Raw genomic sequence first — 24,576 nt, 5'->3', positions numbered from 1 at the left:
ACAATGTCCCGCCCTTTTTTAATGTTTATACCGCCATACCTCAGGCTCTGGCCTGATTCGTAACGGTATCGTTTCGCCAGGATATGCACCGTGACCACTCTGGAACACACAATCGGTAATACACCGCTTATCAGGTTACAGCGCCTGACGCCTGACAATGGCAGTGAGATCTGGCTGAAACTGGAGGGCAACAACCCCGCAGGTTCCGTCAAAGATCGCGCAGCCTGGTCGATGATTCATCAGGCGGAACGGCGAGGCGAGATAACACCGGGCGATCAGCTGATTGAGGCCACCAGTGGCAACACCGGTATCGCGCTGGCGATGATCGCGGCGATGAAAGGCTACCGGTTGCGCTTACTGATGCCGGATAATATGAGCCAGGAGCGGCAGGATGCGATGCGTGCCTATGGGGCCGAGTTAGTCCTGATAGGTCGGGAGCAGGGCATGGAGGGCGCGCGTGATTTAGCCCAGGCGATGGCGGCGCGCGGTGAGGGAACGGTGCTGGACCAGTTTAATAACCCAGACAATCCACTGGGCCACTACCAGACCACGGGACCGGAGCTGTGGGCCCAGTCGAATCAGCGCATGACGCATTTTGTCTCCAGTATGGGCACCACCGGCACGATTACCGGCGTAGGGCGGTTTTTAAAAGAACATAAGACGGGCGTGAAAGTGATTGGCCTGCAGCCTAAAGAAGGCAGTAGCATTCCTGGGATTCGCCGCTGGCCTCAGGCGTATTTGCCCGGCATTTACCGGCCCGAGTTGGTGGATGAGGTAATTGATATGGGGCAGCAGGAAGCCGAAGAGACCATGCGGGCGCTGGCCCGGCGTGAAGGTATTTTCTGCGGCGTCAGCTCAGGCGGATCGGTCGCGGGCGCGCTGCGTATTGCCAGCGCCCATCCTGGAAGCGTCGTGGTGGCCATTGTTTGTGACCGTGGCGATCGCTATCTCTCTACCGGCGTTTATCAGTAACGCCACGCAGCCATTACGCCCTCTGAAGGCTTATGCTGCGCCGTCGGCTGCCTGAGTCTTGTTTATTTGGCTAAGCTTACTGGCATCTGTAAGGATCGCGTAAAACTGGCTGCGCGTTTCGCTGGCCCGGTTCAAAATAGCGCCAGTGACGTAAGAGAGATAACAATGAAAATCCTGCTGGTAGATGACGACGTAGAATTAGGCACGATGCTGAGCCAGTATCTGATCACGGAAGGCTTTGATACGCAACTGGTGTTAACCGGCACTGCCGGTGTGCAGGGGGCGCTGTCCGGTGAGTACAGCGCCATGATTCTGGATATTATGCTGCCGGATATGAGCGGCACCGATGTCCTGCGCCAGGTGCGCCAGCAAAGCCGTCTGCCGGTGATTATGCTGACGGCCAAGGGCGACAATATTGATCGGGTTATCGGCCTGGAAATGGGGGCCGATGACTATATGCCCAAGCCGTGTTATCCCCGTGAGTTGGTGGCGCGCTTGCGTGCCGTACTGCGTCGGATTGAGGAGCATGCGCCTCTGCAGGATAAAAAAGAGACGCTGCAATGGGGAGAGTTAACACTCAATGCGGCCAACCGCGTGACGGAATGGCAGGGGAAAGCCTTTGATCTGACCGCCTCTGAATTTAATCTGCTGGATTTGCTGCTGCGTTCACCGGACCGGGTGGTGACGAAAGACGAGCTGTCTGAGAAAGGTCTGGGACGACCGCGTGAAGCGTACGATCGCAGCGTGGATGTGCATATCAGTAATATCCGTCAGAAGCTCAGCGCGCTCACCGCCGACAGCATCACCATCGAAACCGTTCGCAGCATTGGTTATCGCATTCGATGAATCAAACTTACCGTGGGCGCATGTTCTGGAAGATCCTGCTGGGGTTCTGGCTGGTTTTCCTGATTATCAGTCAGCTGATCTGGCTGGGTTTCTCACTTTCCGGTACGCGGCATCATCCCCCTGAATATTTGGTCACCCAGCGGCTGGCTGACGCGCTGATGGCGTCAGCCGTGTCGGTGCTGGAGCGGGGCGGCCCGTCAGCGCTGGATGCGATGATGGCGGAGTGGGCCCCGGAAGATCGGGCGTTTTTGCATGTACGCGCACTGGATAATCTCCGCAACGCAGAGGCACCGCCGCTTGCGCCCGAAACGCCCGAAAAATCCTTTTTTCCCGACCATCTTGTGCGCCAGGCACAGAGCCCGGACGGCAAGAGCTATGAGCTGCTGTACGATCTGAAAGGCATACGCACAATGAGCCGGGAGGGGCGGCCACATAATTTCCTGAATATTCCTGAGCCCATGTTCATTTTCGCCGGGTCTGTGGGGTTGCTGTTTAGCCTGCTGCTGGCATGGAACCTGACGCGCCCTATGCGACAACTGCGTGAAGGTTTTTCGCGGGTAGCCAATGGCGACTTAAGCATCAGGCTCTATCCTGCGCTGCGTAAGCGTCATGACGAGCTCTCCAGCGTGGCGCAGGCGTTCGATGCCATGGTTGAACGCCTGGACACGTTGGTGCGTGCCCGTGAAGCCCTGCTTCATGACATCTCTCATGAACTGCGCTCGCCGCTTGCCCGTCTGCAGCTGGCAACGGGCCTGGCGCGACAGCGGCCAGAAAACGTGAATGACTCGCTGGATCGCATCGACGAAGAGGCACAGCGGCTGGATAAGATGATTGGTGAACTGTTAACCCTGGCGCGTGCCGAGCATGAAAGTGTGCCGGGCGAACACTATTTTGATTTGGCCGGCTTATTAGAGGCGGTGGTTACCGATCTCCGTTATGAAGCGCAGATCCCCGGCGTCGAGGTCGTGTTTAACGTTGATGAGCAGGCCGATCATACCGTACGCGGGAATGCTGAGTTATGCCGGCGAGGCATTGAGAACGTGCTGCGTAATGCTTTACGCTTTTCGCTGCCGGGTCAGCGCATTGAGGTCAGCCTGCAGGTTGAGCAACAGTGGCTGGCGATTCAGGTGCGGGATCAGGGGCCAGGCGTCGATGAGAATAAGCTGTCCAGCATCTTTGATCCCTTTGTCCGGGTCAATTCGCCGTTACTGGGTAAAGGCTACGGGCTGGGGCTGGCAATTGTGCGTAAAGTGGTACTGGCGCATCATGGCGAGGTCAGGGCGGTTAACCGGCCTGAAGGCGGACTGGAGCTGACACTGCGTTTGCCCCGCTGGCAGCCGCATTAAGCAGAGACGTGAAGCATAAGAGAACGGCACCCTGAGGTGCCGTTTGTGTATTACTTTTTGATGCGAATCACCGGGGTTTCACCCACGACGACCTGACCAGACAGTTTTGTCAAATCCTTGATTTCATCCATATTGGAAATGACAACAGGGGTCAGTGTGGATTTTGCTTTCTCTTCCAGCAGCGGCAGATCGAATTCGATCACCACGTCGCCTTTTTTAACCTTCTGACCTTCTTCGGCGATGCGTTTGAAGCCTTCGCCTTTCAGTTCGACGGTATCGATGCCGAAATGCACGAACAGCTCAATGCCATTATCGGATTCGATTGAAAAGGCATGGTTGGTTTCGAAAATCTTGCCGATAGTCCCATCAACCGGCGCAACCATTTTGTTGCCGCTTGGTTTGATCGCAATACCGTCACCCACGATTTTTTCTGCAAACACCACATCTGGTACGTCTTCAATATTCACGATTTCGCCAGACAGAGGCGCTACGATATCAATTGTCCCAGCGCTATCTGTTTTTTCGCCAAAAAGTTTAGAAAACAAACCCATGATCTTCTCCTAAGCAGTAATTTGGGGCCAGCATCTCGTGGATCAGCAGAGCGTTTTTTCTTTAATGAACTTGTTCACCAGGTTCATCAAGTCTTCCGCCGTAGGTTGAGCCAGTGCCTGCTCTGCCAACGCCTTCGCATCTTCGAAATGTGTATTACGAATAATTTTCTTGATGCCAGGGATAGAAATGGCACTCATGCTGAATTCGTCCAGCCCCATTCCCAGTAACAGTAGTGTAGCACGTTCGTCACCTGCCAGCTCACCACACATGCCAGTCCATTTACCTTCAGCATGAGACGCATCAATGACTTGCTTGATGAGGTTCAGTACCGAAGGCGTCATCGGGTTATACAGGTGCGAAATCAAATCATTACCACGATCTACTGCAAGAGTATACTGCGTCAAATCGTTTGTCCCAATGCTAAAGAAGTCGACTTCTTTCGCCAGGTGACGTGCAATCACGGCAGAGGCAGGCGTTTCCACCATAATGCCCACTTCGATTGACTCGTCAAACGCTTTACCTTCTTCGCGTAACTGCGCTTTCAGCAGCTCCAGTTCCGCTTTCAGCGTACGCACTTCTTCAACCGAAATGATCATCGGGAACATGATGCGCAGCTTACCGAAAGAAGAGGCACGTAAGATAGCACGCAGCTGTGCATGCAGAATTTCCTTACGATCCATCGCAATACGGATGGCGCGCCAGCCCAGGAACGGGTTTTCTTCTTTAGGCAGGTTCATGTAAGGCAGGTCTTTATCACCGCCAATATCCATGGTACGGACGATCACGGCCTGCGATCCCATGGCTTCTGCGACCGCTTTATACGCCTGGAACTGCTCTTCTTCGGTCGGCAGTGAGTCGCGATCCATAAACAGGAACTCAGTGCGGTACAGGCCAACACCTTCTGCGCCGTTGCGCTCGGCACCGGCGATATCGCGTACCGTACCGATGTTGGCGCAGACTTCAACCTGATGGCCATCCAGCGTAACAGCCGGCAGATCTTTCAGCTTCGCCAGCTCGTGTTTTTCAGACAGATACTGATTCTGCACCGCTTTCAGCTCTTCCTGAACCGCCTCAGACGGATTAACGTGAATCGCATTGTTCACCCCGTCCAGAATGATGAAATCGCCGTTTTTGATGGTGGCGGTCACGTTACCGGTGCCGACAATCGCCGGGATTTCTAACGAGCGTGCCATGATTGAGGTGTGCGAGGTACGGCCACCCAAATCGGTAATAAAGCCCAGCACCTTTTTCAGATTCAGCTGTGCGGTTTCGGATGGCGTTAAATCTTTCGCCACCAGAATAGATTCTTCCTGGATTGCGCTCAGGTCGACAATGTGCAGACCTAAAATGTTTTGCAGCAGACGCTTACCGATGTCACGCACGTCTGCCGCACGCTCTTTCAGGTATTCGTCGTCCAGCTCCTCCAGGGCTTTTGCCTGGGCGTCGATGACGGAGTTCACAGCAGCATCAGCAGTGGCGTGATCTTTTTTGATCAGGTCGATGATTTCCTGCTCCAGCTCTTCGTCTTCCAGCAACATAATGTGGCCTTCGAAGATGGCTGCTTTTTCTTCACCCAGGGATTCGCTGGCTTTGATACGAATGGCTTCAAGTTGCTCAGCCGCTTTGCTACGCCCTTGCAGAAAGCGCTGAACCTCCTGCTCAACCTGGTCATCTGAAATTTTTTTACGGTTGATGACGATCTCGTCTTCTTTCAGCAGCAGAGCTTTGCCGAAAGCGATACCTGGTGATGCTAAAATGCCTGAAATCATAACCCTACCTTTTTATCACGATGGCTGACTGGACTCGTTGCGTTGCCATAGTCGTGTGACACGTACTCTACGAAAGCAATAACGCGGACAGGTTGTCCGCGATCAAGATGTTGCACACAATGGCGCAGAAGAGTCGTTTTAAGCGGAGCAGAAAGGAGATTACTCCAGTTCCGCCATCAGCTTAACCAGATGCTCTACGGCTTTTTGCTCATCTTCACCTTCCGCAGAAAGTGTGACAACGGTGCCCTGAGTCAGACCCAGAGTCTGCAGCTTAAACAGGCTTTTGGCGCTGGCCGATTTGCCGTTGGAGGTCACGGTGATTTCTGACTGGAAGGCTTTAGCTTCTTTGACAAATTGCGCAGCAGGGCGAGTATGCAGTCCGTTTGGTGCGGTAATGGTAACTTCTTGCTGGAACATTCTATTTCCCCAACGTTTTCAGGATGAGTGTTATGGATCTAAAGTCTAGCCTGGAGCCGTAACTTTAGCCTGTGTAGGTGCGCGGGTATACAACTTACAATCGAACAAATGCGCTTGAATGAGTGTTTCATTCCCGCTGCGTGTCAAAACACGAGTTGAGCACGTCACCGGGTAATTATGCCGTGATTCGCCCTTTCACTAAATCTGAAACTTGATTCAGCTTGATCCACTTCAAAGGAGGATTAATTTCAGGCATCGAAATAATTGGCAGTCTAAATACCAGAGCCACACGACTGAAATCAATTGGCTGCATGGTAAAAGTGAGATCTGCGCCACAAAAAAGCACCCGTCAGGGTGCTTTTTAAGCGTTTGTCCAGGGCGAATTTCGGGCTATTGCAGCTCTTTTTCCGTGAAAAGATCGGCAAACAGCGCGGTGCTGAGATAGCGCTCACCGGAAGAAGGAAGAATGACAACGATGTTTTTGTTGGCGTAGGCTTCATCTTCCTGCAACTTCAGCGCGGCGGCAACGGCGGCACCCGAAGAGATACCGGCCAGAATGCCTTCTTCTTCCATCAGGCGACGGGCCGTGGCGATCGCTTCATCATTAGTGATGCCGACAGCTAAATCGATCAGCGCCAAATCCAGGTTACCCGGAATAAAGCCCGCGCCAATCCCCTGAATCTTATGCGGGCCGGGTTTGAGCTCTTCGCCCGCCATCGCCTGCGCAATCACCGGTGAGTCAGTGGGTTCTACGGCCACGGTGATCAAGGATTTCTTACCCTGGGTGTTTTTGATGTAACGGCTTACGCCTGTCAGCGTGCCGCCGGTCCCCACACCGGCAATGAACACATCCACTTCACCATCCGTGTCTTCCCAGATTTCGGGACCGGTGGTTTTCTCGTGAATTTCCGGGTTGGCCGGGTTACTGAACTGCTGCAGCAGTAAATATTTGTCGGGATCGCTGGCCACGATCTCTTCGGCTTTGGCGATCGCGCCTTTCATGCCTTTTGCGCCTTCGGTCAGGACCAGATTCGCCCCCAGGGCTTTAAGCAACTTACGGCGCTCAACAGACATAGTGTCCGGCATGGTCAGCGTCAGTTTGTAACCGCGCGCGGCGGCCACGTAGGCTAATGCAATACCGGTGTTACCGCTGGTCGGTTCAACCAGTTCAATACCTTGCTTAAGAATACCGCGTTTTTCTGCGTCCCAAATCATGTTGGCACCGATACGGCATTTCACACTGAAGCTCGGGTTACGGGACTCAACCTTCGCAAGGATGCGGCCGTTACCGATGCGGTTCAGTCGAACCAGCGGCGTATGACCAATTGTCAAAGAGTTGTCTTCATAGATCTTACTCATAGCCTGTCCTTAACTGTATGAATTATTGGGAACCCTCTGAGCATACCTGTTCTGCCCCGTGGCGGAAGGAAAGAAATCATATATCTATATGTCTCATGGCGATAAGACCTGCCGAAAATTGCATAAGGATAGTTGATATGTTCAGCGCAGGCTTTCACGAGCCAGGTTCGCCCGGTAGCGATCAACCCACATCGCGGTGGCCCCGCACACGGCGACCGGCATAATGGCCAGGTTCACCACGGGAATCATTGTAAAGAGGCTCACCAGCGCGCCAAACTGCATATTGGCTGTCTTGTGCTGGCGTAAGGCATGACGCATCTGCTGAAAACTGACTTTATGGTTATCGAAAGGATAGTCGCAATACTGAACAGACAACATCCAGGCGCTGAACATAAACCACAGCACGGGTGCCACCGTCTGCCCAAAACCCGGAACTAAATAAAGTAATAACAGGCCCAGTGCGCGGGGCAGGTAGTAGCCCAGCTTTTGTAATTCGCGTTTCATGATGCGCGGCACGTCTTTAACCATGCCCAGCCAGCCGCTGTCAGGCAGTGGTTTACCCGTCAGCCGCCCCTCAAGTTGTTCCGCCAGCAGGCCGCAAAACGGCGCGGCAATCAGGTTGGCTATCGTTGAAAAGAAATAGCTAAACACCAGCACCACCGAAATCACCGACAGCGGCCACAGCACATAGCTGAGCCATTGCAGCCAGTCCGGCACATGCGACATCAGTTTGGGGATCCACTCGTCAAGACGGAAAAATAACCAGACAAAGGCGCCGCCTAGCAGCAGGATGTTGACCAGCAAGGGGATGATGACGAAGCGCCGTATGCCCGGTAACCTGATTAGCTTCCAGCCCTGGCTAAAATAGTGCACGCCATTAAAAGAGGAAACGGAATTATTCACAGCCATCGAGCCAGTTCTCCTGAAGATGTTAAGGCGCGCCTACTATAACCTGGCTTTTTCTGCTGACCAGGTGCCGTTTGGGTAAAAAAACAGCGAAAAAGTGGCGGTGAGCTATCTTATTTGTGAGAAAATACTGCACAGACTTGCACTTATCTGGCAGGGCAAATACAGTTAGAGAATAAAGTTTGCCGCGGTGGCAAGGTATTGGAACAACAGAGAATACAATGATGCAGGATTTGCGTCTGATATTAATCGTTGTTGGCGCGATCGCCATTATAGCGCTTCTTATTCACGGACTGTGGACCAGCCGTAAAGAACGCTCTTCAGTCTTCCGCGATCGCCCGCACAAACGTTTGAAACAACGTGATGAACATGATGATGAGACGCTGACCGACGACGTTGATGACGGCGTCGGTGAAGTGCGTGTGCGTAATACGCGCGGGCACCAGGAGCCTCATTTTGACGACATCCGCGAGCCACAGCCTGAAGTGCGGCGTGAGCCTGTTAAGGAGCGCCCGCGTCAGCCTTCTGCGCCGCAGCCTGAAAGCGATCCTCTTTTTGACCCGGCACCGCAACCGGAACGTGCGCCACAACGGCCTGCACCGACTCGCCAGCCACCAGCCTTCACCGCACCGCCGGTTCAGGCCGATCCGTTGCTGGATAGCGATCCGCTGGACAGCGTTCAGCCTAATCCTGTTTATCAGGCCGAACCTGAGCCTGACTATGAGCCTGAACCTGAGGTGGTCAGTCCGCCGCCGCAGCCGAAACAACCTGAACCTCGTCCGCAGACCAGCAGTAAGCCCAAAGAAGCGGTGCTTGTGCTGCATGTCGCGGCGCACTCAGGCGGTCAGCTGAATGGTGAAGCCTTGCTACAGGGCATTTTGCAGGCCGGTTTTCAGTTTGGTGAAATGAACATTTTCCATCGTCATCTCAGTCCGGCAGGCAGCGGTCCTGTGCTGTTTAGTCTGGCTAACATGGTGAAACCCGGTTCCTTCAATCCTGACGAAATGACCGACTTCACCACGCCCGGCGTCTCCATTTTCATGATGGTGCCGTCGTATGGCGATGCGAATCAGAACTTTAAGCTGATGCTACAGTCCGCGCAGCGTATCGCGGACGATGTGGGCGGTGTGGTACTGGATGACGAACGCCGGATGATGACGCCGCAAAAGCTGGAAACCTACAAAGCGCGTATCCGCGATGTGGTCGAATCCCGCGAGTAATCCACACTTTTTCAAATTATTATGATGAACCCCCGCCTGTCGGGGGTTTTTTATCTGATGGGGTTATATGAAATCCGTCCAGGAACACATCACTGAACTGCGCACCACGTTGCGCCATCACGAATATCTGTATCACGTTATGGACGCGCCGGAAGTGCCGGATGCGGAATACGATCGCCTCATGCGGGAACTGCGGGATCTGGAAGCACAGCATCCTGATCTGATCACGCCTGATTCCCCCACGCAGCGCGTAGGGGCCGCCCCGTTGATGGTATTTGAGCAGGTACGCCATGAAGTGCCGATGCTGTCACTGGATAACGCGTTCGATGAACCCAGCTTCAGGGCCTTCAATAAGCGTGTCCAGGATCGTCTGAAAAGCACCGACGATCTCACCTATTGCTGTGAACTCAAACTGGATGGCCTGGCGGTCAGCCTGTTGTATGAAGATGGCTTATTAACGCGCGCGGCGACGCGCGGCGATGGCACAACAGGCGAAAATATCACGACGAATGTGCGGACGATTCGTGCCATTCCGCTGCGCCTCAAAGGGGACAATATTCCCGCCAGAGTAGAAGTGCGTGGAGAAGTGTTTATGACGCAAAGCGGCTTTGAAAAACTCAATGCCGAGGCGCGCCGTACAGAGGGCAAAGTCTTTGCCAATCCACGCAATGCGGCAGCGGGCTCGTTGCGCCAGCTGGATCCCCGTATCACCGCGAAACGACCGCTAACGTTCTTCTGCTATGGACTGGGCCTGCTGGAAGGGGGCGAGATGCCCCGCAGCCACATGGCGCGACTGCAACAGTTCAAAGCCTGGGGCCTGCCGGTCAGTGACCGTATTCGTCTGGTGCAGAACGCCGATGAAGCGCTGGCGTTTTATCACGAGGTTGAATCAGAGCGGGCCACGCTGGGTTTTGATATCGACGGCGTGGTGATTAAAGTCGATTCGCAGGAATTGCAGGAAAAGCTGGGCTTTGTCGCGCGCGCGCCGCGCTGGGCCGTGGCGTTCAAGTTTCCTGCGCAGGAGCAGATGACGATTGTGCGTGACGTCGAGTTCCAGGTGGGGCGGACGGGCGCTATCACACCTGTTGCCCGGCTGGAACCCGTTCAGGTGGCAGGCGTGATGGTCAGCAATGCCACATTGCATAATGCCGATGAAATTGAACGCCTTGGCCTGCGCATTGGCGACAAAGTCGTGATTCGTCGTGCCGGCGATGTGATTCCTCAGGTGGTCAACGTTGTAACCAGCGAACGGCCTGACAATGCCCGTGAGATCGTGTTTCCTTCTCAGTGCCCGGTGTGCGGTTCCGATGTTGAACGCGTTGAGGGCGAGGCGGTCACGCGGTGTACCGGTGGCTTAATCTGTGGCGCACAGCGCAAAGAAGCGCTGAAGCATTTTGTGTCGCGGCGCGCCATGGACGTTGACGGCATGGGTGACAAGATTATCGATCAACTGGTCGAGAAAGAGTACGTCAAAACCCCGGCCGATCTGTTCCGGCTCAGCCGTGAAACCCTGACCGGGTTAGATCGTATGGGCGCGAAGTCGGCGCAGAATGTGGTCGACGCGCTGGAAAAAGCCAAATCCACTACGCTGGCGCGTTTCCTCTATGCGCTGGGTATTCGCGAAGTCGGCGAAGCCACGGCGGCAAACCTGGCCAGTCATTTTGGCGATCTGCAAAAGGTCATGGATGCCGATCTGGACGCGCTGATTGCGGTTCAGGATGTGGGCACGGTCGTCGCGAAGCACGTACGTCACTTCATGGAAGAAGAGAGCAACCGCGAGGTGATCCGGCAGCTGGTTGAAGATATTGGTATCCACTGGCCCCAGGTGGTGGCGGTGAACCCCGGCGAGATCGACAGTCCGTTTGCAGGCAAGACCGTAGTGTTAACGGGCTCACTCTCGCAGATGAACCGGGACGATGCCAAAGCGCGACTCATCGAACTCGGTGCCAAAGTCAGCGGCAGCGTATCGAAGAAAACCGATTTGCTGATCGCAGGAGAAGCTGCGGGTTCGAAGCTGGCAAAAGCGCAGGAGCTGGGCATCGAGATCATTGATGAAGCCGAAATGATCCGGCGACTCGGTGCCTGAGATGGATAAGCAGGCGCTGATCGAGATTGCGAATACGGCCATGCCGTTTGGCAAATATAAAGGCCGGATGCTGATTGATTTGCCAGAGCCCTATCTGCTGTGGTTCGCCCGCAGCGGCGAGTTTCCGGCTGGCCGTTTGGGGGAGCTGATGCAGCTTACCCTGGCGATAAAAATTGAAGGGCTGGAAGGGTTAGTTAAACCTTTAAAGCGCGGTGACTGAGTTCGCGGCCTCGCATGAGGCCGCTTGTCTGAACGTGTTTCCGTTATTTCTGCGATTCCACGACAGCCGCTTTGCTTTTCTCCGCCTGCAACGCATTGGTTCGCTTGTAGCGTCCGGCAATAAACGAGCACACCATCAACTGAACCTGGTGAAAAATCATCAGTGGCAGGACGATGATACCCACCGCGCTGGCGGGGAACAGGATATTGGCCATTGGCACGCCGTTCGCCAGGCTCTTTTTCGAGCCACAGAACAACACCACGATTTCATCGGGACGACTGAAGCCAAACAGGCGCGCAGCAAGATAGTTAATAATCAGCACCAGCGTCAGGAGCAGAATGCAGCCCGCCAGAATCCACAGCAGCGTATCAATCCCGACGCGTTTCCAGATGCCGTTCACCACCGCTTCGCTGAACGCGGAATAAACCACCAACAGAATGGACGTCTGATCGGTGATGCCAATCAGGCTACGGTTCCTTTCCACCCAACCGCTAATCCAGCGGCGTGACAGATGACCTAAAACAAACGGCACTAACAGTTGCAGCATGATTTTACCCACCTGCTCAAGGCCATCGCCTGGTCCGTTACTGTTGACGTCCATCACCAGATTAACCAGCAGCGGGGAGACGAAAACACCTAACAGGCTGGATGCCGATGCGCTGCACACCGCCGCAGCCACATTGCCGCCAGCCATTGAGGTGAAGGCGATGGCCGACTGGACGGTGGCAGGCAAAATGCAGAGGTAAAGGAAGCCGGTATAAATTTCTGCGCCGACGTTAACCGGATGCCACCAGACAATCAGCAGCCCCAGCGCCGGGAACATAACAAACGTACTGCACATGATCCAAAGGTGAAGCCGCCAGTGGCTGCTGCCTGCGATGATTTTTTCGCGTGACAGTTTGGCACCGTGCATGAAGAACAGCAGGGCGATGGCGGCGGTGGTCAGGTACGTGAAAAAGTCCACGAAGCCGCCTCTCGCCGGAATGAAAGAGGCCAGAAGTACAGTGATGATCAGCTTGATCATCATCGGGTCAATACGGAGAAATCCCATCGTTAAAATCCGGTTAAATTAAGTCTGGAGTGATTGTGCGTGATGAGGGTTTAGAAATAAAATTGATTTATTAAATGAATCTATGCGAGAAATTAATGAATTACTCCCTACGTCAGTTACGCACCTTTGTGGCCGTTGCGCATTATGGTGGCTTTAGCCAGGCAGGGCAGGCGATTGGGCTGAGTCAGTCTGCGGTCAGCCACAGCATTAAAGAGCTGGAAGCGGAAACGGGCGTCCGCTTGCTGGATCGCACGACGCGCGAGGTGGTGCTGACCGAAGCCGGGCAGCAGCTGGCTTCACGTATGGAAAGGTTGCTGGAAGAGATAAACACCACGCTGCTGGATATTCGTAGCTATGGCGAACAACGCAGTGGTACGGTACGCATCGCGGCGAGTCAGACGATCTCAGCCCACCTGATGCCGCAATGCCTTGCCGCCAGTCAGCAGAGCTACCCGGAAATAAAGATCATCCTGCACGATCGGGTGCAGCAGGCCGTGCTTCAGAGCGTACGTCACGCCGAGGTCGATTTTGGCATTGTGATTGGCCCGCTGAATGACAGTGAATTCGACTGCTGCGCCATACTGGATGAACCCTTTTTACTGCTGTGCCGGGAGGATGATCCGCTTGCTGAGGTCGGGCAGGCAAGGTGGCCGATGTTGGAGGGACGTACGATGGTGCTTCAGGATTATGCGTCGGGCAGCCGGATATTAATTGACGCGGCGTTACGTCAGCAGAACATCAGTATCAATGTGGTTCAGGAAATCGGTCATCCGGCCACGCTGTTTCCTATGGTGGATGCAGGTATCGGGATCAGCATTTTACCCGCGCTGGCGTTACCGCTTCCTGCGGGGCGCGCGTTAACGGTAAGACGTCTCTATCCTGAGATCAATCGCAGCCTGACATTAATTAAGCGCAAGAATCGCTCGTTAACGCCTGCGGGCGAGGCCATATGGCAGGAGGTGCGTCAGCAGGGAGCTCTGCTGACGCAACAACGTGCTTCCAGTCCTGCGTTTTAAATATAGACGTCGAGCTGATTATTTTGGGTAGGGCGATTGACGCCATCGGCTGACACGGTTTTACCTTCTTTTTCCGCCTGTTTCGCTTCGGCTTTTTGTTGCTCTTTGCGTTGCAGCTGCTGGATTTGCGCTTCTAAAACCTGAATCTGCGCTTTGATAGTATCCTGCTGCTTCTTCTTTTCTTCGGTGGTCAGTGTTTTATCATCGCCCAGACTTTTTAACTGGTCGTTCAGGCGCGAAATCTGCTTATTCAGACTGGCAATTTGTGCTGCCGTGTCTGATGAGGCGCTTGTCGTATCTGACGTTGAGCCACTGCCGATGCTCGGTGTGCTGGTTGAAATAGTTGTCATGATGATCTCCTTGCAATTAGACGTTTTAGGTTATCGGATGCGCGCGGCAAAAGCTTAATGCCTCAAAATGTTAAATTTACGAAAAGATTTTTACAGATTAACGTTAGTCCTTACCATTCAGTTGAGTAGACGGGTAACGGTGGCGGATACGGCTGTTGGTTTCATTATTTCGGCAGTGGGAAAAAGCAGGGCGGGTAACTGAACCTGCGGCAGATTCTCATTCCGCACGTCAGGCAGCGGAGCGCAGAAGCGAAAAAAGCGCCTTCAGGCGCTTTTTCCTGAATTTGGTGGGTCGTGCAGGATAGCCTTCGGCCCGGCGTGCCTCGCCCTTCGGGTGATGCTGGCGTATCAGCCTGAATCGCTGTGTGATTCAGTCGAACCTGCAGCAGTTTCTCATCCTGCACATCAGACATCGGAGCGCAGAAACGAAAAAAGCGCCTGAAGGCGCTTTTTCCTGAATTTGGTGGGTCGTGCAGGATTGCCTTCGGCCCTGCGGGCCTCGCCCTTCGGGTGATGCTGGCGCATCAGCCTGAATCGCTGCGCGATTCAGTCGAACCTGCAGCAGGTTCTCATCCTGCACTTTTTGCGCATAGCAAAAAGGCGCCTTTAGGGCGCCTTTCTACATTGGTGGGTCGTGCAGGATTCGAACCTGCGACCAATTGATTAAAAGTCAACTGCTCTACCAACTGAGCTAACGACCCGAAGTGGTGGGTGATGACGGGTTCGAACCGCCGACCCCCTCCTTGTAAGGGAGATGCTCTACCAACTGAGCTAATCACCCACTTCGGTACTGCTTCACAAGAGTGTCATCTGACTAAGATATGGTGGGTGATGACGGGTTCGAACCGCCGACCCCCTCCTTGTAAGGGAGATGCTCTACCAACTGAGCTAATCACCCATATCTTATCTCTTGTCACTGCGGGCCATCTTAAACCTTCTTAAGAGTGGTGGGTGATGACGGGTTCGAACCGCCGACCCCCTCCTTGTAAGGGAGATGCTCTACCAACTGAGCTAATCACCCCCGCTGTGTGGAGTCGCATTATAGGGATAGTTGATTTTGAGTCAACGCTTTTTAAAACTTAATTGTGCGTTCGGTTTAATTTTAAACATCTCGCAGGGATTTTATCCAATATGCTGGTTTTCTTAGCAGAAATGCGGGCTTTGCTGCCGCTCTTCTACGTTGCATGCATTGAGGATTCATCATCAGGTGCTAGAATGTGCGCACTGTTTTCGCGTCTAACCTGTTTTTTGTCATCCAGACAAGAACCCGCGCATTTAAGGCAATACTGAATGAAAATCAAAACTCGCTTCGCGCCAAGCCCTACTGGCTTTTTACATGTAGGCGGTGCTCGTACCGCACTCTATTCATGGCTCTTTGCTCGTCATCATCAGGGCGAGTTTGTGCTGCGCATCGAAGATACCGATCTGGAGCGTTCAACACCGGAAGCCATTGAAGCCATTATGGACGGTATGAACTGGCTGAGTCTGGACTGGGATGAAGGCCCGTATTATCAGACCAAACGCTTTGATCGCTACAACGCCGTCATTGATGAAATGCTGGAAGCAGGCACGGCTTATAAATGCTACTGCTCTAAAGAGCGTCTCGAAACGCTGCGTGAAACCCAAATGGCGAACGGTGAAAAACCGCGTTACGACGGCCGTTGCCGCGACAGCCACGAGCACCATGCCGCAGACGAGCCTCATGTGGTGCGCTTCCGTAACCCGCAGGAAGGCTCGGTCATTTTTGATGACCAGATTCGCGGCCCGATTGAATTCAGTAATCAGGAACTGGACGACCTGATTATTCGCCGTACCGACGGCTCGCCAACCTACAACTTCTGTGTCGTGGTCGATGACTGGGATATGGGCATTACGCATGTTGTGCGCGGTGAAGACCATATCAATAACACACCACGTCAGATCAACATTCTGAAAGCCATCGGGGCTCAGGTACCGGTTTACGCGCATGTTTCCATGATCCTGGGCGATGACGGTAAAAAACTGTCTAAGCGCCATGGTGCAGTCGGTGTTATGCAGTACCGTGATGATGGTTACCTGCCGGAAGCGCTGCTCAACTATCTGGTGCGTCTGGGCTGGTCCCATGGCGATCAGGAAGTGTTCTCCGTTAAAGAAATGACAGAGCTGTTTAGCCTGGACGCGGTGAGCAAATCTGCCAGCGCCTTTAATACGGAAAAACTGCAGTGGTTAAATCATCATTATATTAATGCGCTGCCACCTGAGTACGTTGCCACGCATCTGCAATGGCACATCGAACAGCAAAATATTGATACACGTACCGGCCCGGAGCTGGCGAAACTCGTTACGCTGTTGGGGGAACGTTGCAAAACGCTGAAAGAGATGGCGGCATCCTGCCACTATTTCTACCAGGACTTCACAGAGTTCGATGCGGATGCCGCGAAAAAGCATTTACGTCCGGTCGCCCGCCAGCCACTGGAACTGGTTCGCGATAAACTGGCTGCATTGACTGACTGGAATGCCGAAACGGTGCATGCCGCTATCCAGCAGGCTGCCGATGAGTTAGGCGTCGGTATGGGTAAAGTCGGTATGCCATTGCGTGTAGCCGTTACCGGAGCAGGGCAGTCACCGGGACTGGATGTGACGGTCGAAGCGATTGGCCGCAGCCGTAGCGTTGAGCGTATTGAGAAAGCGCTGGCCTTTATTGCTGAGCGCGAAGCGCAGAGCGAATAATCTTTCTTTTTGACGGCTGGCGGTGATGTTATCAGGACACTTACTGACAACACCCGACTAAAGTCTGAGCCGCGGGACGTGATTGTCAGCGGCGCAAAAAAACCGGAAGCCTCGCGCTTCCGGTTTTCTTATTCTTCACGAATGCCCAGACGCTCAAGCACACCTTTTATCCCTTCCCGCAAAATCAGGGCCATAAGTTGATCCTGTTCATTCTGGCTCATTTGCTGGACAGAACTTATTAATAACGCAGGTAATGAATTAGGTGGAGGAGTATAATTGCCTGTAGGTTCATTGAGATTACGTGTCGACTGAATAAAGCTTTTTACGCGCTCATCAATGTGGATCAGTCTCGCTTTTCCGCCCTGAACGCCGGGTTTTGGCGTCGTCGTCCAGTTCTCGCGTTTGATCCATTTGTTCACCGTCTGCCGACTGTAGCCCGTTTCGATTGCCAGTTCTTCCGGAGTAAGCCATTCCTTTTTCACGATGCTGTCCCTGTTCAATACATTAGCTATACATATTACAGGAAATCGTAACGGGTGAAAGTAACGGAAAACGAAATTGCCTTTTGTCTCTCAACAAAAGGCAATGAGGAATTATTGCGCAGTGTGTGCCTGTTCGGCAGCGGGGCGGAACGCCAGGAAGTAAGCCAGACCCACGAAGACGGCACCGCCTACAGCATTACCTAAAAATACCGCCACAAAATTCGGGAAGTATTCAGCCCAGGTCATCTGACCGGCGAAAATCGCCGCAGGAATAATGAACATGTTGGCGACAACGTGCTGGAAACCAATCGCCACGAACGCCATCACCGGGAACCACATGCCAAAAATTTTACCGACGACATCTTTACTGGCGAATGCCAGCCAGACGGCCAGGCACACCAGCCAGTTACAGCCAATGCCGGAGATAAAGGCATGCAGGAAATCGGCATGCACCTTCGCATTCGCAATCGCCAGCGTTTTTTTCAGGTAATCACCTTCGGTCATGGCCAGCATGTGACCAAAGAACCAGGCAATCGCGATGCTGCCGAGGAAGTTCGCAATCGTTACCCAGAACCAGTTACGTAATACGCTGTAACCGCTAACACGGCGGGCAAACCAGGCAATGGGCAGCGTCATCATGTTACCCGTTAGCAGCTCGCCCCCGGCCAGAATGGTCAGGATCAATCCCACCGGGAACACGGCAGCCCCTAAAAAGCCACCAAATGACCCCCAGTCTGCGGGTAAAGAGTTAATGACGTGAACATCCAGCAGGAACCCTGTAGCAATAAAGGCACCGGCCATGAAACCAAGAATGATAAGGGAGCTAATGGAGGCATGGCTTTTGGCCACCCCTGCCTGAATCGCCAGTTGGGCGATCTCTTTAGGTGTATGCAGCGACATATATTCTCTATTGATTTTAGTGGTGGAGCGAAAACGCCTGGTTGAAGAACGGTGCGCTGGAGAAAACCATGCAGCCGTATTAAATAGCGGGCTAAGTTTTACACGACATTACAGGGAAGACAAGATAATTCCTATAACATATTTAACGATGCATTAACTTAACGCCGATCAAAAAGGTTTAACCCCGACCAGACACCTTACATCATATTAACAAGCTCTTTTTCTGCGCAAACGGACGTCATCGCGTTAAGTTTGCCGTCTTTTTCAGCGATCAAACACAGAATGTGATTTTGCCGTTGACACTCCCTGGGGGGTTTCATATTATGCCGTCCGTCGCGTAACACGACGGTTTTTTCGGTTCGGGGCTATAGCTCAGCTGGGAGAGCGCTTGCATGGCATGCAAGAGGTCAGCGGTTCGATCCCGCTTAGCTCCACCAAACTTCTCCCAAAAGTTTGGCACTGAAAAAACGATTTCCAGATGTGGGGGTATAGCTCAGCTGGGAGAGCGCTTGCATGGCATGCAAGAGGTCAGCGGTTCGATCCCGCTTATCTCCACCAACTTTCTGCTTGTTCATCAAATCAATAAGTCATCAGAACGCAATGTGCTGGTTTTTCTCATCTTATTTCCAATCTTGTTCGTGCTGTCATGTGAAAATCGCCTCTCTTTAGCTTTTGACTTTGCCACTCGACTCAGCAGCGATTAAAGACGTCAGCGAGATTGACGCACATCCGCCTTCAACATCTCTTCCAGCACCGTCTGACCGCATTATTCAGGCGCGATGCGTTACCCTGTTTTGCTTCGAGAACATAATCCTAAGCTCTTTGCTCACGCCTCAGATGCACCAGTAGCACGAGAATATGTGTCTCCCTGGACAGCCGATCACGTCGCTATATTTGTGACTGCTTCAAGGACTGTGGTTTGAAGGAAGGGGACTGCCCTTTCATTCTGCAAGGATTCAACTCAGGAGAAAGTATGAACCTCAGACCCGTGATTGATTACTTTGAGCAAACAGTTCGGCCAACTGTGGACGAGTTTTATGCAGATGAGATGAACATGCGTCGAGGACGTATAGCAGCAATCGTCCTCTACCATGTTTATGATTACGCAAAATCCAATGGTTTTGGAAAACCAGGTGATAGCTTGCAGGGTAAAAATAAGATGTTATATAAAGTGGTTCATGCTGTGGCGAATGCATCAAAACATTTTCAGTTACATCAGCACGCAATCGCACGGCACGTTGAACAGATTGCATCTGATCATAACGAAGGACTTTTTAGTGCGCCTTTTGGTGACGGTGTATTCACTGAAGCTAATGGCATTTATTTAATTTTGGATGAACCACAGTCGCATGATGGACGAGATTTTGAACGCGTCGAACTCAAATCAGCGATTAAATTTGTTTTTACTTTCTGGGAGAGTGAGATAATGCGATTCAAAGAGGATTATAAACATAATCCATATTAGTCTTTATCTTATGGATTTTAATGAGGGTTTCGGTTCCCCTCCAAACTCGCTTGATTGGAAAATTCAATCTAAGTATGATTTTTTCATCGAAAGGTAGGGGGCACGAATGATCGAGTGCGAGATGGATTACAGCAAGGTAAGTGCTGACGGTAGAACTGTTAAATTACTTTGTTATGGTGTAGGAACCTTTGATGTCTTCTCGGGCGAAAACCCGACGACTAACATTGCCGAATGCGCATATAAGAATAAAGCTGCGCTTCCTCCGGGCACATACTGGATTGTTCCCCGCCCGACAGGCAGTATGAGTAACCGTGTCCTTAGTGCAATTAAAGACTGGCGTAACGGCACCGATCACAGTGAGTGGTTTGGTCTTTATAATGACGCTACTATGAGTGACCATCTCTATGTACATGGCTCTGAGCGTGGTGGTTTCAGGCTGCATCCTTTGAGACCGGATGGAAGTGGGGAGTCATGGGGATGTATAACATTCTATAAAATCCCACAGTTCAACATTCTTCGTAATGCATTACTTAAGACAGAAATGATGCAGGTGAAAGCCGGTGTTAAAGCATATGGACGTGTGACTGTTAAAGGGAGAACAGATTATGACAATTGCAAAATCAACTAATCGCAGGAATTCTGTTTTACTTTTCATTTTGATATACGTGGCTTGCCTTGCCATTGTCTTCTTTGTCCGCCCCGTTTGGCAGTTTACAGAGAAACTGTCCTACTACATTGATGATATATTGAATGCAACAGGTGTTGCGATGGCCGATGGTGAATTTGACCCGGCCGGGTTATGGGTTATTTTTGGTATTCCTCTGATATTATCTATAGCGATTTTTTTTATAATTAGGATAGTGAAAAAAAGATATAAATAAATCGCTAAATGAGTGTGGATGACCACACTCTGTATAAATGCTGTTGAGAACAAGGTCTAATAAGAGTCCGTGACTTCAATGGTGGTGTAATCTCTCAGTTTCACCTGTAAATTAACTATTCATTTTAAAACACCGCCTGGCTCATACGGACGGGTGAGTTGAGCCTGCATCGCCTTCTCGTTTTATCGGGCGCTTTTCATATTTCCCTCGTACGTTCTCGTTACGATTGTTCTAACTGCTGAACCAGCCATCCCCTGAACGCGTCAAGCTGCGAGATAAATTCCCTGGCTGATGCGCCGGGCTGATAACTTTCGGCGAGAAAGAAGGCGATGGCAGCTTCCTGGTCGGGATAACGCAGAACAAAGCGCGATACATGCTCGGCAAGCGTTGCAGGCCAGTCCGCGTCGCTATCCTGGCGCAGCATATTCGTTGAGCGAATAACTTTTCTGGCGGCGGCGCGTTGCCACTGCTGGCGGCCGGGCAAGGCGCAGGACAGTTTCGCGACATACTCGTCTAAAACCTTTGTGAAATCGCCATTTAGTGCCCTCGCCAGCGCTTTCGAGGGTCTGAACCGGTTAAAACGCACCGATAAATCTTCACCGTAAAGGCAGCGGCAGTGATGCTTTAGCCAGTATCCCCATGTATTAAGGTTGTTCGGATCCATCACCTCACTTAGCGTGCCTTTATCAACGTCAATGTTACTGACGACAGGATGCCTTGCCGTAAGCCTCTCTTTTACGGCCGCCAGGCTGTCGCGCGTAGCGGGCGCGAGCGGATGACGAAAGACAAGACAGACATCCAGATCAGACTGCCCTTCGACGGCTGTGCCAAACGCAACGCTGCCATAGAGCCACAGGCTGTGAAGATCATCGCCGACGGTCAGACGGAGTTGATGAATAGTATCGTCAACGATTGCCTGAAACGCCGGTTGAAAGGCGGTCACAGGTGGAACGGCGATGTAACCCTCGGCATCCAACGCCATAAACGCTCCTTTAAGAAGAGAGAGGACTGTGTGGCAAGGGGCAGACTGCAAACTGCTGTCAATGCAAAGTAGCAGGGTGACTCAGGAAGGGTAAAGCGTAAGCGTTAAACCGTCTCTGGTTAAAAGCAACAAGGCGAGCCAGTTGGCTCGCCTTGTCTGTTGCGTAAGCCCGGAATCAGAATGCCAGCACCAGGCCTGCAATGGCTGCGGACAGCACGCTGACCAGCGTTGAGCCATACAGCAGTTTCAGGCCGAAGCGCGAAACGACGTTGCCTTGCTCTTCATTCAGGCCTTTAATCGCGCCCGCGACGATGCCGATAGACGAGAAGTTAGCAAAAGACACCAGGAAAACCGACAGAATACCTTCGGCATTTGGCGACAGCTGGCTGGCGATTTTCTGCAGATCCATCATCGCCACAAACTCATTGGAAACCAGTTTCGTTGCCATGATGCTGCCAACCTGCAGCGCTTCGCCTGATGGCACGCCCATCACCCAGGCAAAAGGATAGAAGACGTAACCCAGCACGCCCTGGAACGTGATACCGAAAATGAAGTCAAACAGCGCATTCAGGCCAGAAATCAGGGCGATAAAACCAATCAGCATTGCTGCGACGATGATGGCTACACGGAAACCAGCCAGGATATATTCGCCCAGCATTTCAAAGAAGCTCTGACCCTGGTGCAGATCCTGCAACTGCAGGTCTTCTTCGTTATCGACGCGGTAAGGGTTGATCAGCGACAGTACGATAAAGGTACTGAACATGTTCAGCACCAGCGCAGCAACCACATACTTAGGCTGCAGCATGGTCATGTAGGCACCCACAATCGACATGGACACGGTGGACATCGCGGTCGCCGCCATCGTGTACATACGACGCTGTGACATTTTGCCCAGAATGTCTTTATACGCGATAAAGTTCTCAGACTGTCCCAAAATCAGAGAGCTTACGGCGTTAAACGATTCCAGTTTACCCATGCCGTTGATCTTAGACAGCACCGTACCGATGCCGCGAATCACCCACGGCAGGATGCGGAAGTGCTGAAGAATCCCGATCAGCGCCGAAATGAACACAATCGGACACAGGACGTTCAGGAAGAAGAAGGCCAGACCTTTATCGTTCATGTTGCCAAAGACAAAGTTGGTGCCCTGAGCCGCATATTTCAGAAGATGATCGAAGAAACCGGCGAAGCCTTTGACGAATCCCAGACCGGCTTCTGAGTTCAGGAAGAACCAGGCCAGAATGATTTCGATAACCAGAAGCTGAATAATGTAGCGAACCCGAATACTTTTTCTGTCGTGGCTGACCAGCAAGGCCAGCACACTGACTACCACTAGTGCTAAAAGAAACTGCAAAATATGGGACATGTTTGCTCCAAATTTGAGGAGGATTGTATTTTGCTGCGTATTCTATGTAACGGCTTACCGAAAAACGAGATCTCATCCACAATATAAGTATTCACTATCGCCAAATTTCTCAGAAAACTCTCAGCGATCACGTCCTGTAACCAAAATATTCACATGGATTTCACTTAAATCTATTGTCTGTAATTTGCACAACACGTAGAGTGACTAAAATACGTTGTATAAGTAGGGCTTTCTTAGCCCTGATTTATAGCAATGGCTATACTTTATAGCATTATCTATCATAGCGATTAGCGAAACCGAATTTCACTCGTACCTGTGTCGCCTTAAGCTACACAGGTTAACTCAGACAGGGTACCCGATATGCTAGAAAGCCGTGCCGCAGAACGCGCAGCGCGTGGCGCCAGAAAAATCAAACTCGCTTTACTGGGGCCTGCCTTTATCGCCGCGATCGGCTATATCGATCCGGGCAACTTCGCGACCAATATTCAGGCCGGTGCTGCGTATGGCTACCAGTTGCTGTGGGTGGTGGTGTGGGCCAACATTATGGCCATGCTTATCCAGCTGATGTCAGCAAAGCTCGGTATTGCCACGGGCAAGAACCTGGCGGAACACATTCGCGATCGGTTCCCGCGTCCGGCCGTGTGGTTTTACTGGGTGCAGGCAGAGATCATCGCGATGGCGACCGATTTGGCGGAGTTTATTGGCGCGGCTCTGGGATTCAAACTGCTGCTGGGCGTCTCACTGATGCAGGGCGCGGTCCTTACCGGTGTGGCCACCGTTCTGATTTTGATGCTGCAAAACCGCGGGCAAAAGCCGCTGGAGCTGGTGATCGGCGGATTACTCCTGTTTGTTGCGGCCGCTTATATTGTTGAACTGTTTTTTTCCCAGCCAAAAGTCAGCGAACTGGTGACAGGCATGGCGCTGCCTTCACTGCCGAATGCCGATGCGGTTTTCCTGGCGGCCGGTGTGCTGGGTGCAACCATTATGCCGCACGTCATCTACCTGCATTCTGCCTTAACGCAGGGAAAAAGCCGCGACAGCCAGGCGCAACGTTACTCTTCCACTAAGCTGGATGTGGCGATCGCGATGACCATCGCCGGTTTTGTTAATCTGGCGATGATGGCCACGGCCGCTGCGGCTTTTCACTTTAGCGGCCACAGCGGTATTGCGGAACTCGATCAGGCTTACACCACCTTGCAGCCCTTGCTCGGTCATGCTGCCGCGACGGTATTCGGCCTGAGCCTGGTCGCGGCGGGGTTATCCTCCACCGTGGTGGGTACGCTGGCGGGCCAGGTGGTAATGCAGGGCTTTATCAATTTCCATATCCCTCTCTGGGTCCGTCGTGCCGTCACCATGGTGCCATCATTTATCGTGATCTGGGCGGGCTGGGATCCCACGCGTGTGCTGGTGATGAGCCAGGTCCTGCTGAGCTTTGGTATTGCACTGGCACTGATCCCTTTGCTGGTCTTTACGGGGAACCGTGAGCTGATGGGCGAAGCCCTGGTAAACAGTCGTCTGATGCAGAACACCGGTCGAATCATTGTGGTGCTGGTGGTCAGCCTGAATATTTACCTGCTCGTCGGACAGGCCATGGGCATGTAGCCTTACCCGGCAGCGATCGGGCACGGCTTTAAGCGCTGAATGCCACAGTTTATAATGTCACTCTCTTCCCGAGTCAGGA

22 protein-coding genes, 6 tRNA genes, 2 other RNA genes and 1 pseudogene are annotated in these 24,576 nt (G+C 52.5%); 14 read left to right on the top strand and 17 right to left on the bottom strand.

What is annotated here, in order from left to right; all coding sequences use genetic code 11:
* The first annotated feature begins 90 nt into the window (after nucleotides 1-90).
* The 3 genes from cysM (at nucleotide 91) to C7434_RS09995 (ending at nucleotide 3,164) form a co-directional block, all read left to right on the top strand.
* The gene (cysM, locus tag C7434_RS10005; RefSeq protein WP_006117803.1) at nucleotides 91-972 is read left to right on the top strand and encodes a cysteine synthase CysM; all 882 of its coding nucleotides are present in this window, start codon (nucleotides 91-93) and stop codon (nucleotides 970-972) included.
* Nucleotides 973-1,137: 165 nt separating this feature from the next.
* A complete protein-coding gene (locus C7434_RS10000; RefSeq protein ID WP_006117802.1) occupies nucleotides 1,138-1,818 on the top strand; it encodes a response regulator transcription factor in 681 nt (226 codons plus the stop codon).
* Nucleotides 1,815-3,164, top strand: coding sequence for an ATP-binding protein (locus C7434_RS09995; protein WP_006117801.1), 1,350 nt, complete (start codon nucleotides 1,815-1,817; stop codon nucleotides 3,162-3,164). The genes C7434_RS10000 and C7434_RS09995 overlap by 4 nt, the downstream gene beginning before the upstream one ends.
* Before the next feature lie 50 nt (nucleotides 3,165-3,214).
* Here the strand turns inward: C7434_RS09995 and crr are convergent, their stop codons facing one another.
* The 5 genes from crr to cysZ all read right to left on the bottom strand — a co-directional run bounded on the left by crr (nucleotide 3,215) and on the right by cysZ (nucleotide 8,170).
* On the bottom strand, nucleotides 3,215-3,715 hold the full coding sequence (gene crr, locus C7434_RS09990) for a PTS glucose transporter subunit IIA (protein ID WP_006117800.1): 501 nt from the start codon (nucleotides 3,713-3,715) through the stop codon (nucleotides 3,215-3,217).
* A gap of 42 nt (nucleotides 3,716-3,757) precedes the next feature.
* Nucleotides 3,758-5,485 carry a phosphoenolpyruvate-protein phosphotransferase PtsI gene (gene ptsI / locus C7434_RS09985; protein ID WP_006117799.1) on the bottom strand — a complete coding sequence of 576 codons (1,728 nt, stop codon included), beginning with the start codon at nucleotides 5,483-5,485 and terminating at the stop codon, nucleotides 3,758-3,760.
* A 159-nt stretch (nucleotides 5,486-5,644) separates the two neighbouring features.
* On the bottom strand, nucleotides 5,645-5,902 hold the full coding sequence (gene ptsH, locus C7434_RS09980; protein ID WP_003848868.1) for a phosphocarrier protein Hpr: 258 nt from the start codon (nucleotides 5,900-5,902) through the stop codon (nucleotides 5,645-5,647).
* A 390-nt stretch (nucleotides 5,903-6,292) separates the two neighbouring features.
* The gene (gene cysK, locus C7434_RS09975; RefSeq protein ID WP_033740801.1) at nucleotides 6,293-7,261 is read right to left on the bottom strand and encodes a cysteine synthase A; all 969 of its coding nucleotides are present in this window, start codon (nucleotides 7,259-7,261) and stop codon (nucleotides 6,293-6,295) included.
* A gap of 141 nt (nucleotides 7,262-7,402) precedes the next feature.
* On the bottom strand, nucleotides 7,403-8,170 hold the full coding sequence (cysZ, locus tag C7434_RS09970) for a sulfate transporter CysZ (protein WP_054687328.1): 768 nt from the start codon (nucleotides 8,168-8,170) through the stop codon (nucleotides 7,403-7,405).
* Nucleotides 8,171-8,388: 218 nt separating this feature from the next.
* Here cysZ and zipA point away from each other — a divergent pair, with 218 nt between their 5' ends.
* The 3 genes from zipA (at nucleotide 8,389) to C7434_RS09955 (ending at nucleotide 11,693) form a co-directional block, all read left to right on the top strand.
* Nucleotides 8,389-9,387 carry a cell division protein ZipA gene (gene zipA, locus C7434_RS09965; protein ID WP_033740799.1) on the top strand — a complete coding sequence of 333 codons (999 nt, stop codon included), beginning with the start codon at nucleotides 8,389-8,391 and terminating at the stop codon, nucleotides 9,385-9,387.
* Nucleotides 9,388-9,454: 67 nt separating this feature from the next.
* Complete coding sequence (gene ligA, locus C7434_RS09960) at nucleotides 9,455-11,473, top strand: NAD-dependent DNA ligase LigA (protein WP_133745413.1); 2,019 nt, start codon at nucleotides 9,455-9,457, stop codon at nucleotides 11,471-11,473.
* Nucleotide 11,474: 1 nt separating this feature from the next.
* A complete protein-coding gene (locus C7434_RS09955; RefSeq protein ID WP_039339860.1) occupies nucleotides 11,475-11,693 on the top strand; it encodes a DUF3820 family protein in 219 nt (72 codons plus the stop codon).
* Nucleotides 11,694-11,736: 43 nt separating this feature from the next.
* On the opposite strand, the gene C7434_RS09950 is transcribed toward C7434_RS09955, so the two are convergent.
* Nucleotides 11,737-12,744, bottom strand: coding sequence for a bile acid:sodium symporter family protein (locus tag C7434_RS09950; RefSeq protein ID WP_006117793.1), 1,008 nt, complete (start codon nucleotides 12,742-12,744; stop codon nucleotides 11,737-11,739).
* A 95-nt stretch (nucleotides 12,745-12,839) separates the two neighbouring features.
* Here C7434_RS09950 and C7434_RS09945 point away from each other — a divergent pair, with 95 nt between their 5' ends.
* Nucleotides 12,840-13,760 carry a LysR family transcriptional regulator gene (locus C7434_RS09945; protein ID WP_033740794.1) on the top strand — a complete coding sequence of 307 codons (921 nt, stop codon included), beginning with the start codon at nucleotides 12,840-12,842 and terminating at the stop codon, nucleotides 13,758-13,760.
* Here the strand turns inward: C7434_RS09945 and C7434_RS09940 are convergent.
* From C7434_RS09940 to C7434_RS09910, 7 genes are all read right to left on the bottom strand, one after another.
* Nucleotides 13,757-14,110 carry a FlxA-like family protein gene (locus C7434_RS09940; RefSeq protein ID WP_006117791.1) on the bottom strand — a complete coding sequence of 118 codons (354 nt, stop codon included), beginning with the start codon at nucleotides 14,108-14,110 and terminating at the stop codon, nucleotides 13,757-13,759. The two genes, C7434_RS09945 and C7434_RS09940, sit on opposite strands and share 4 nt — an antisense overlap.
* 285 nt (nucleotides 14,111-14,395) lie before the next feature.
* Nucleotides 14,396-14,528, bottom strand: a non-coding RNA gene (locus tag C7434_RS09935) — RtT sRNA.
* Nucleotides 14,529-14,571: 43 nt separating this feature from the next.
* A non-coding RNA gene (locus tag C7434_RS09930) (RtT sRNA) lies at nucleotides 14,572-14,704 on the bottom strand.
* A gap of 31 nt (nucleotides 14,705-14,735) precedes the next feature.
* Nucleotides 14,736-14,811, bottom strand: a tRNA-Lys gene (locus C7434_RS09925).
* A gap of 4 nt (nucleotides 14,812-14,815) precedes the next feature.
* Nucleotides 14,816-14,891, bottom strand: a tRNA-Val gene (locus tag C7434_RS09920).
* 41 nt (nucleotides 14,892-14,932) lie between these two features.
* Nucleotides 14,933-15,008: transfer RNA gene (locus C7434_RS09915), tRNA-Val, on the bottom strand.
* A gap of 47 nt (nucleotides 15,009-15,055) precedes the next feature.
* Nucleotides 15,056-15,131, bottom strand: a tRNA-Val gene (locus tag C7434_RS09910).
* A 269-nt stretch (nucleotides 15,132-15,400) separates the two neighbouring features.
* Between C7434_RS09910 and gltX the strand changes: the two genes are divergently transcribed.
* Nucleotides 15,401-16,819: a glutamate--tRNA ligase gene (gltX, locus tag C7434_RS09905; protein ID WP_058707734.1), complete on the top strand. Its 1,419-nt coding sequence runs from the start codon at nucleotides 15,401-15,403 to the stop codon at nucleotides 16,817-16,819.
* A gap of 128 nt (nucleotides 16,820-16,947) precedes the next feature.
* On the opposite strand, the gene C7434_RS09900 is transcribed toward gltX, so the two are convergent.
* Both C7434_RS09900 and C7434_RS09895 read right to left on the bottom strand, forming a co-directional pair.
* Nucleotides 16,948-17,301 carry a YfeC-like transcriptional regulator gene (locus tag C7434_RS09900; protein WP_033740792.1) on the bottom strand — a complete coding sequence of 118 codons (354 nt, stop codon included), beginning with the start codon at nucleotides 17,299-17,301 and terminating at the stop codon, nucleotides 16,948-16,950.
* 111 nt (nucleotides 17,302-17,412) lie between these two features.
* Complete coding sequence (locus tag C7434_RS09895; protein ID WP_006120379.1) at nucleotides 17,413-18,201, bottom strand: formate/nitrite transporter family protein; 789 nt, start codon at nucleotides 18,199-18,201, stop codon at nucleotides 17,413-17,415.
* 361 nt (nucleotides 18,202-18,562) lie between these two features.
* Between C7434_RS09895 and C7434_RS09890 the strand changes: the two genes are divergently transcribed.
* The 5 genes from C7434_RS09890 (at nucleotide 18,563) to C7434_RS09870 (ending at nucleotide 20,547) form a co-directional block, all read left to right on the top strand.
* A tRNA-Ala gene (locus tag C7434_RS09890) sits at nucleotides 18,563-18,638 on the top strand.
* A 45-nt stretch (nucleotides 18,639-18,683) separates the two neighbouring features.
* Nucleotides 18,684-18,759: transfer RNA gene (locus tag C7434_RS09885), tRNA-Ala, on the top strand.
* 415 nt (nucleotides 18,760-19,174) lie between these two features.
* Nucleotides 19,175-19,666: a hypothetical protein gene (locus C7434_RS09880; RefSeq protein WP_033740791.1), complete on the top strand. Its 492-nt coding sequence runs from the start codon at nucleotides 19,175-19,177 to the stop codon at nucleotides 19,664-19,666.
* A 106-nt stretch (nucleotides 19,667-19,772) separates the two neighbouring features.
* Complete coding sequence (locus C7434_RS09875; RefSeq protein WP_033740789.1) at nucleotides 19,773-20,294, top strand: DUF2778 domain-containing protein; 522 nt, start codon at nucleotides 19,773-19,775, stop codon at nucleotides 20,292-20,294.
* Nucleotides 20,272-20,547, top strand: coding sequence for a hypothetical protein (locus tag C7434_RS09870; RefSeq protein WP_054687335.1), 276 nt, complete (start codon nucleotides 20,272-20,274; stop codon nucleotides 20,545-20,547). Before C7434_RS09875 ends, C7434_RS09870 begins: the two co-directional genes overlap by 23 nt.
* Before the next feature lie 220 nt (nucleotides 20,548-20,767).
* Here the strand turns inward: C7434_RS09870 and C7434_RS09865 are convergent, their stop codons facing one another.
* Nucleotides 20,768-21,529: a nucleotidyltransferase domain-containing protein gene (locus C7434_RS09865; RefSeq protein ID WP_133745412.1), complete on the bottom strand. Its 762-nt coding sequence runs from the start codon at nucleotides 21,527-21,529 to the stop codon at nucleotides 20,768-20,770.
* A 175-nt stretch (nucleotides 21,530-21,704) separates the two neighbouring features.
* A complete protein-coding gene (locus C7434_RS09860) occupies nucleotides 21,705-22,895 on the bottom strand; it encodes a NupC/NupG family nucleoside CNT transporter (protein ID WP_006120376.1) in 1,191 nt (396 codons plus the stop codon).
* A 357-nt stretch (nucleotides 22,896-23,252) separates the two neighbouring features.
* Between C7434_RS09860 and C7434_RS09855 the strand changes: the two are divergent.
* Nucleotides 23,253-24,497, top strand: a pseudogene (locus tag C7434_RS09855) (Nramp family divalent metal transporter); the annotation flags it as partial.
* Nucleotides 24,498-24,576: the final 79 nt, after the last annotated feature.

This window comes from Pantoea sp. PNA 14-12, assembly GCF_004364735.1.
Lineage (GTDB): Bacteria > Pseudomonadota > Gammaproteobacteria > Enterobacterales > Enterobacteriaceae > Pantoea > Pantoea stewartii.
This window is presented reverse-complemented; position numbering and strand designations above follow the sequence as displayed.

Coding starts and splice junctions, on each gene's coding strand:
- C7434_RS09870 (WP_054687335.1), top strand. CDS start 20,272: ATGACAATTGCAAAATCAACTAATCGCAGGAATTCTGTTTTACTTTTC.
- ptsH (WP_003848868.1), bottom strand. CDS start 5,902: ATGTTCCAGCAAGAAGTTACCATTACCGCACCAAACGGACTGCATACT.
- C7434_RS10000 (WP_006117802.1), top strand. CDS start 1,138: ATGAAAATCCTGCTGGTAGATGACGACGTAGAATTAGGCACGATGCTG.
- C7434_RS09955 (WP_039339860.1), top strand. CDS start 11,475: ATGGATAAGCAGGCGCTGATCGAGATTGCGAATACGGCCATGCCGTTT.
- crr (WP_006117800.1), bottom strand. CDS start 3,715: ATGGGTTTGTTTTCTAAACTTTTTGGCGAAAAAACAGATAGCGCTGGG.
- zipA (WP_033740799.1), top strand. CDS start 8,389: ATGATGCAGGATTTGCGTCTGATATTAATCGTTGTTGGCGCGATCGCC.
- cysK (WP_033740801.1), bottom strand. CDS start 7,261: ATGAGTAAGATCTATGAAGACAACTCTTTGACAATTGGTCATACGCCG.
- C7434_RS09895 (WP_006120379.1), bottom strand. CDS start 18,201: ATGTCGCTGCATACACCTAAAGAGATCGCCCAACTGGCGATTCAGGCA.
- C7434_RS09950 (WP_006117793.1), bottom strand. CDS start 12,744: ATGGGATTTCTCCGTATTGACCCGATGATGATCAAGCTGATCATCACT.
- C7434_RS09995 (WP_006117801.1), top strand. CDS start 1,815: ATGAATCAAACTTACCGTGGGCGCATGTTCTGGAAGATCCTGCTGGGG.
- ligA (WP_133745413.1), top strand. CDS start 9,455: ATGAAATCCGTCCAGGAACACATCACTGAACTGCGCACCACGTTGCGC.
- C7434_RS09875 (WP_033740789.1), top strand. CDS start 19,773: ATGATCGAGTGCGAGATGGATTACAGCAAGGTAAGTGCTGACGGTAGA.
- C7434_RS09940 (WP_006117791.1), bottom strand. CDS start 14,110: ATGACAACTATTTCAACCAGCACACCGAGCATCGGCAGTGGCTCAACG.
- C7434_RS09865 (WP_133745412.1), bottom strand. CDS start 21,529: ATGGCGTTGGATGCCGAGGGTTACATCGCCGTTCCACCTGTGACCGCC.
- C7434_RS09945 (WP_033740794.1), top strand. CDS start 12,840: ATGAATTACTCCCTACGTCAGTTACGCACCTTTGTGGCCGTTGCGCAT.
- C7434_RS09860 (WP_006120376.1), bottom strand. CDS start 22,895: ATGTCCCATATTTTGCAGTTTCTTTTAGCACTAGTGGTAGTCAGTGTG.
- cysZ (WP_054687328.1), bottom strand. CDS start 8,170: ATGGCTGTGAATAATTCCGTTTCCTCTTTTAATGGCGTGCACTATTTT.
- gltX (WP_058707734.1), top strand. CDS start 15,401: ATGAAAATCAAAACTCGCTTCGCGCCAAGCCCTACTGGCTTTTTACAT.
- ptsI (WP_006117799.1), bottom strand. CDS start 5,485: ATGATTTCAGGCATTTTAGCATCACCAGGTATCGCTTTCGGCAAAGCT.
- C7434_RS09880 (WP_033740791.1), top strand. CDS start 19,175: ATGAACCTCAGACCCGTGATTGATTACTTTGAGCAAACAGTTCGGCCA.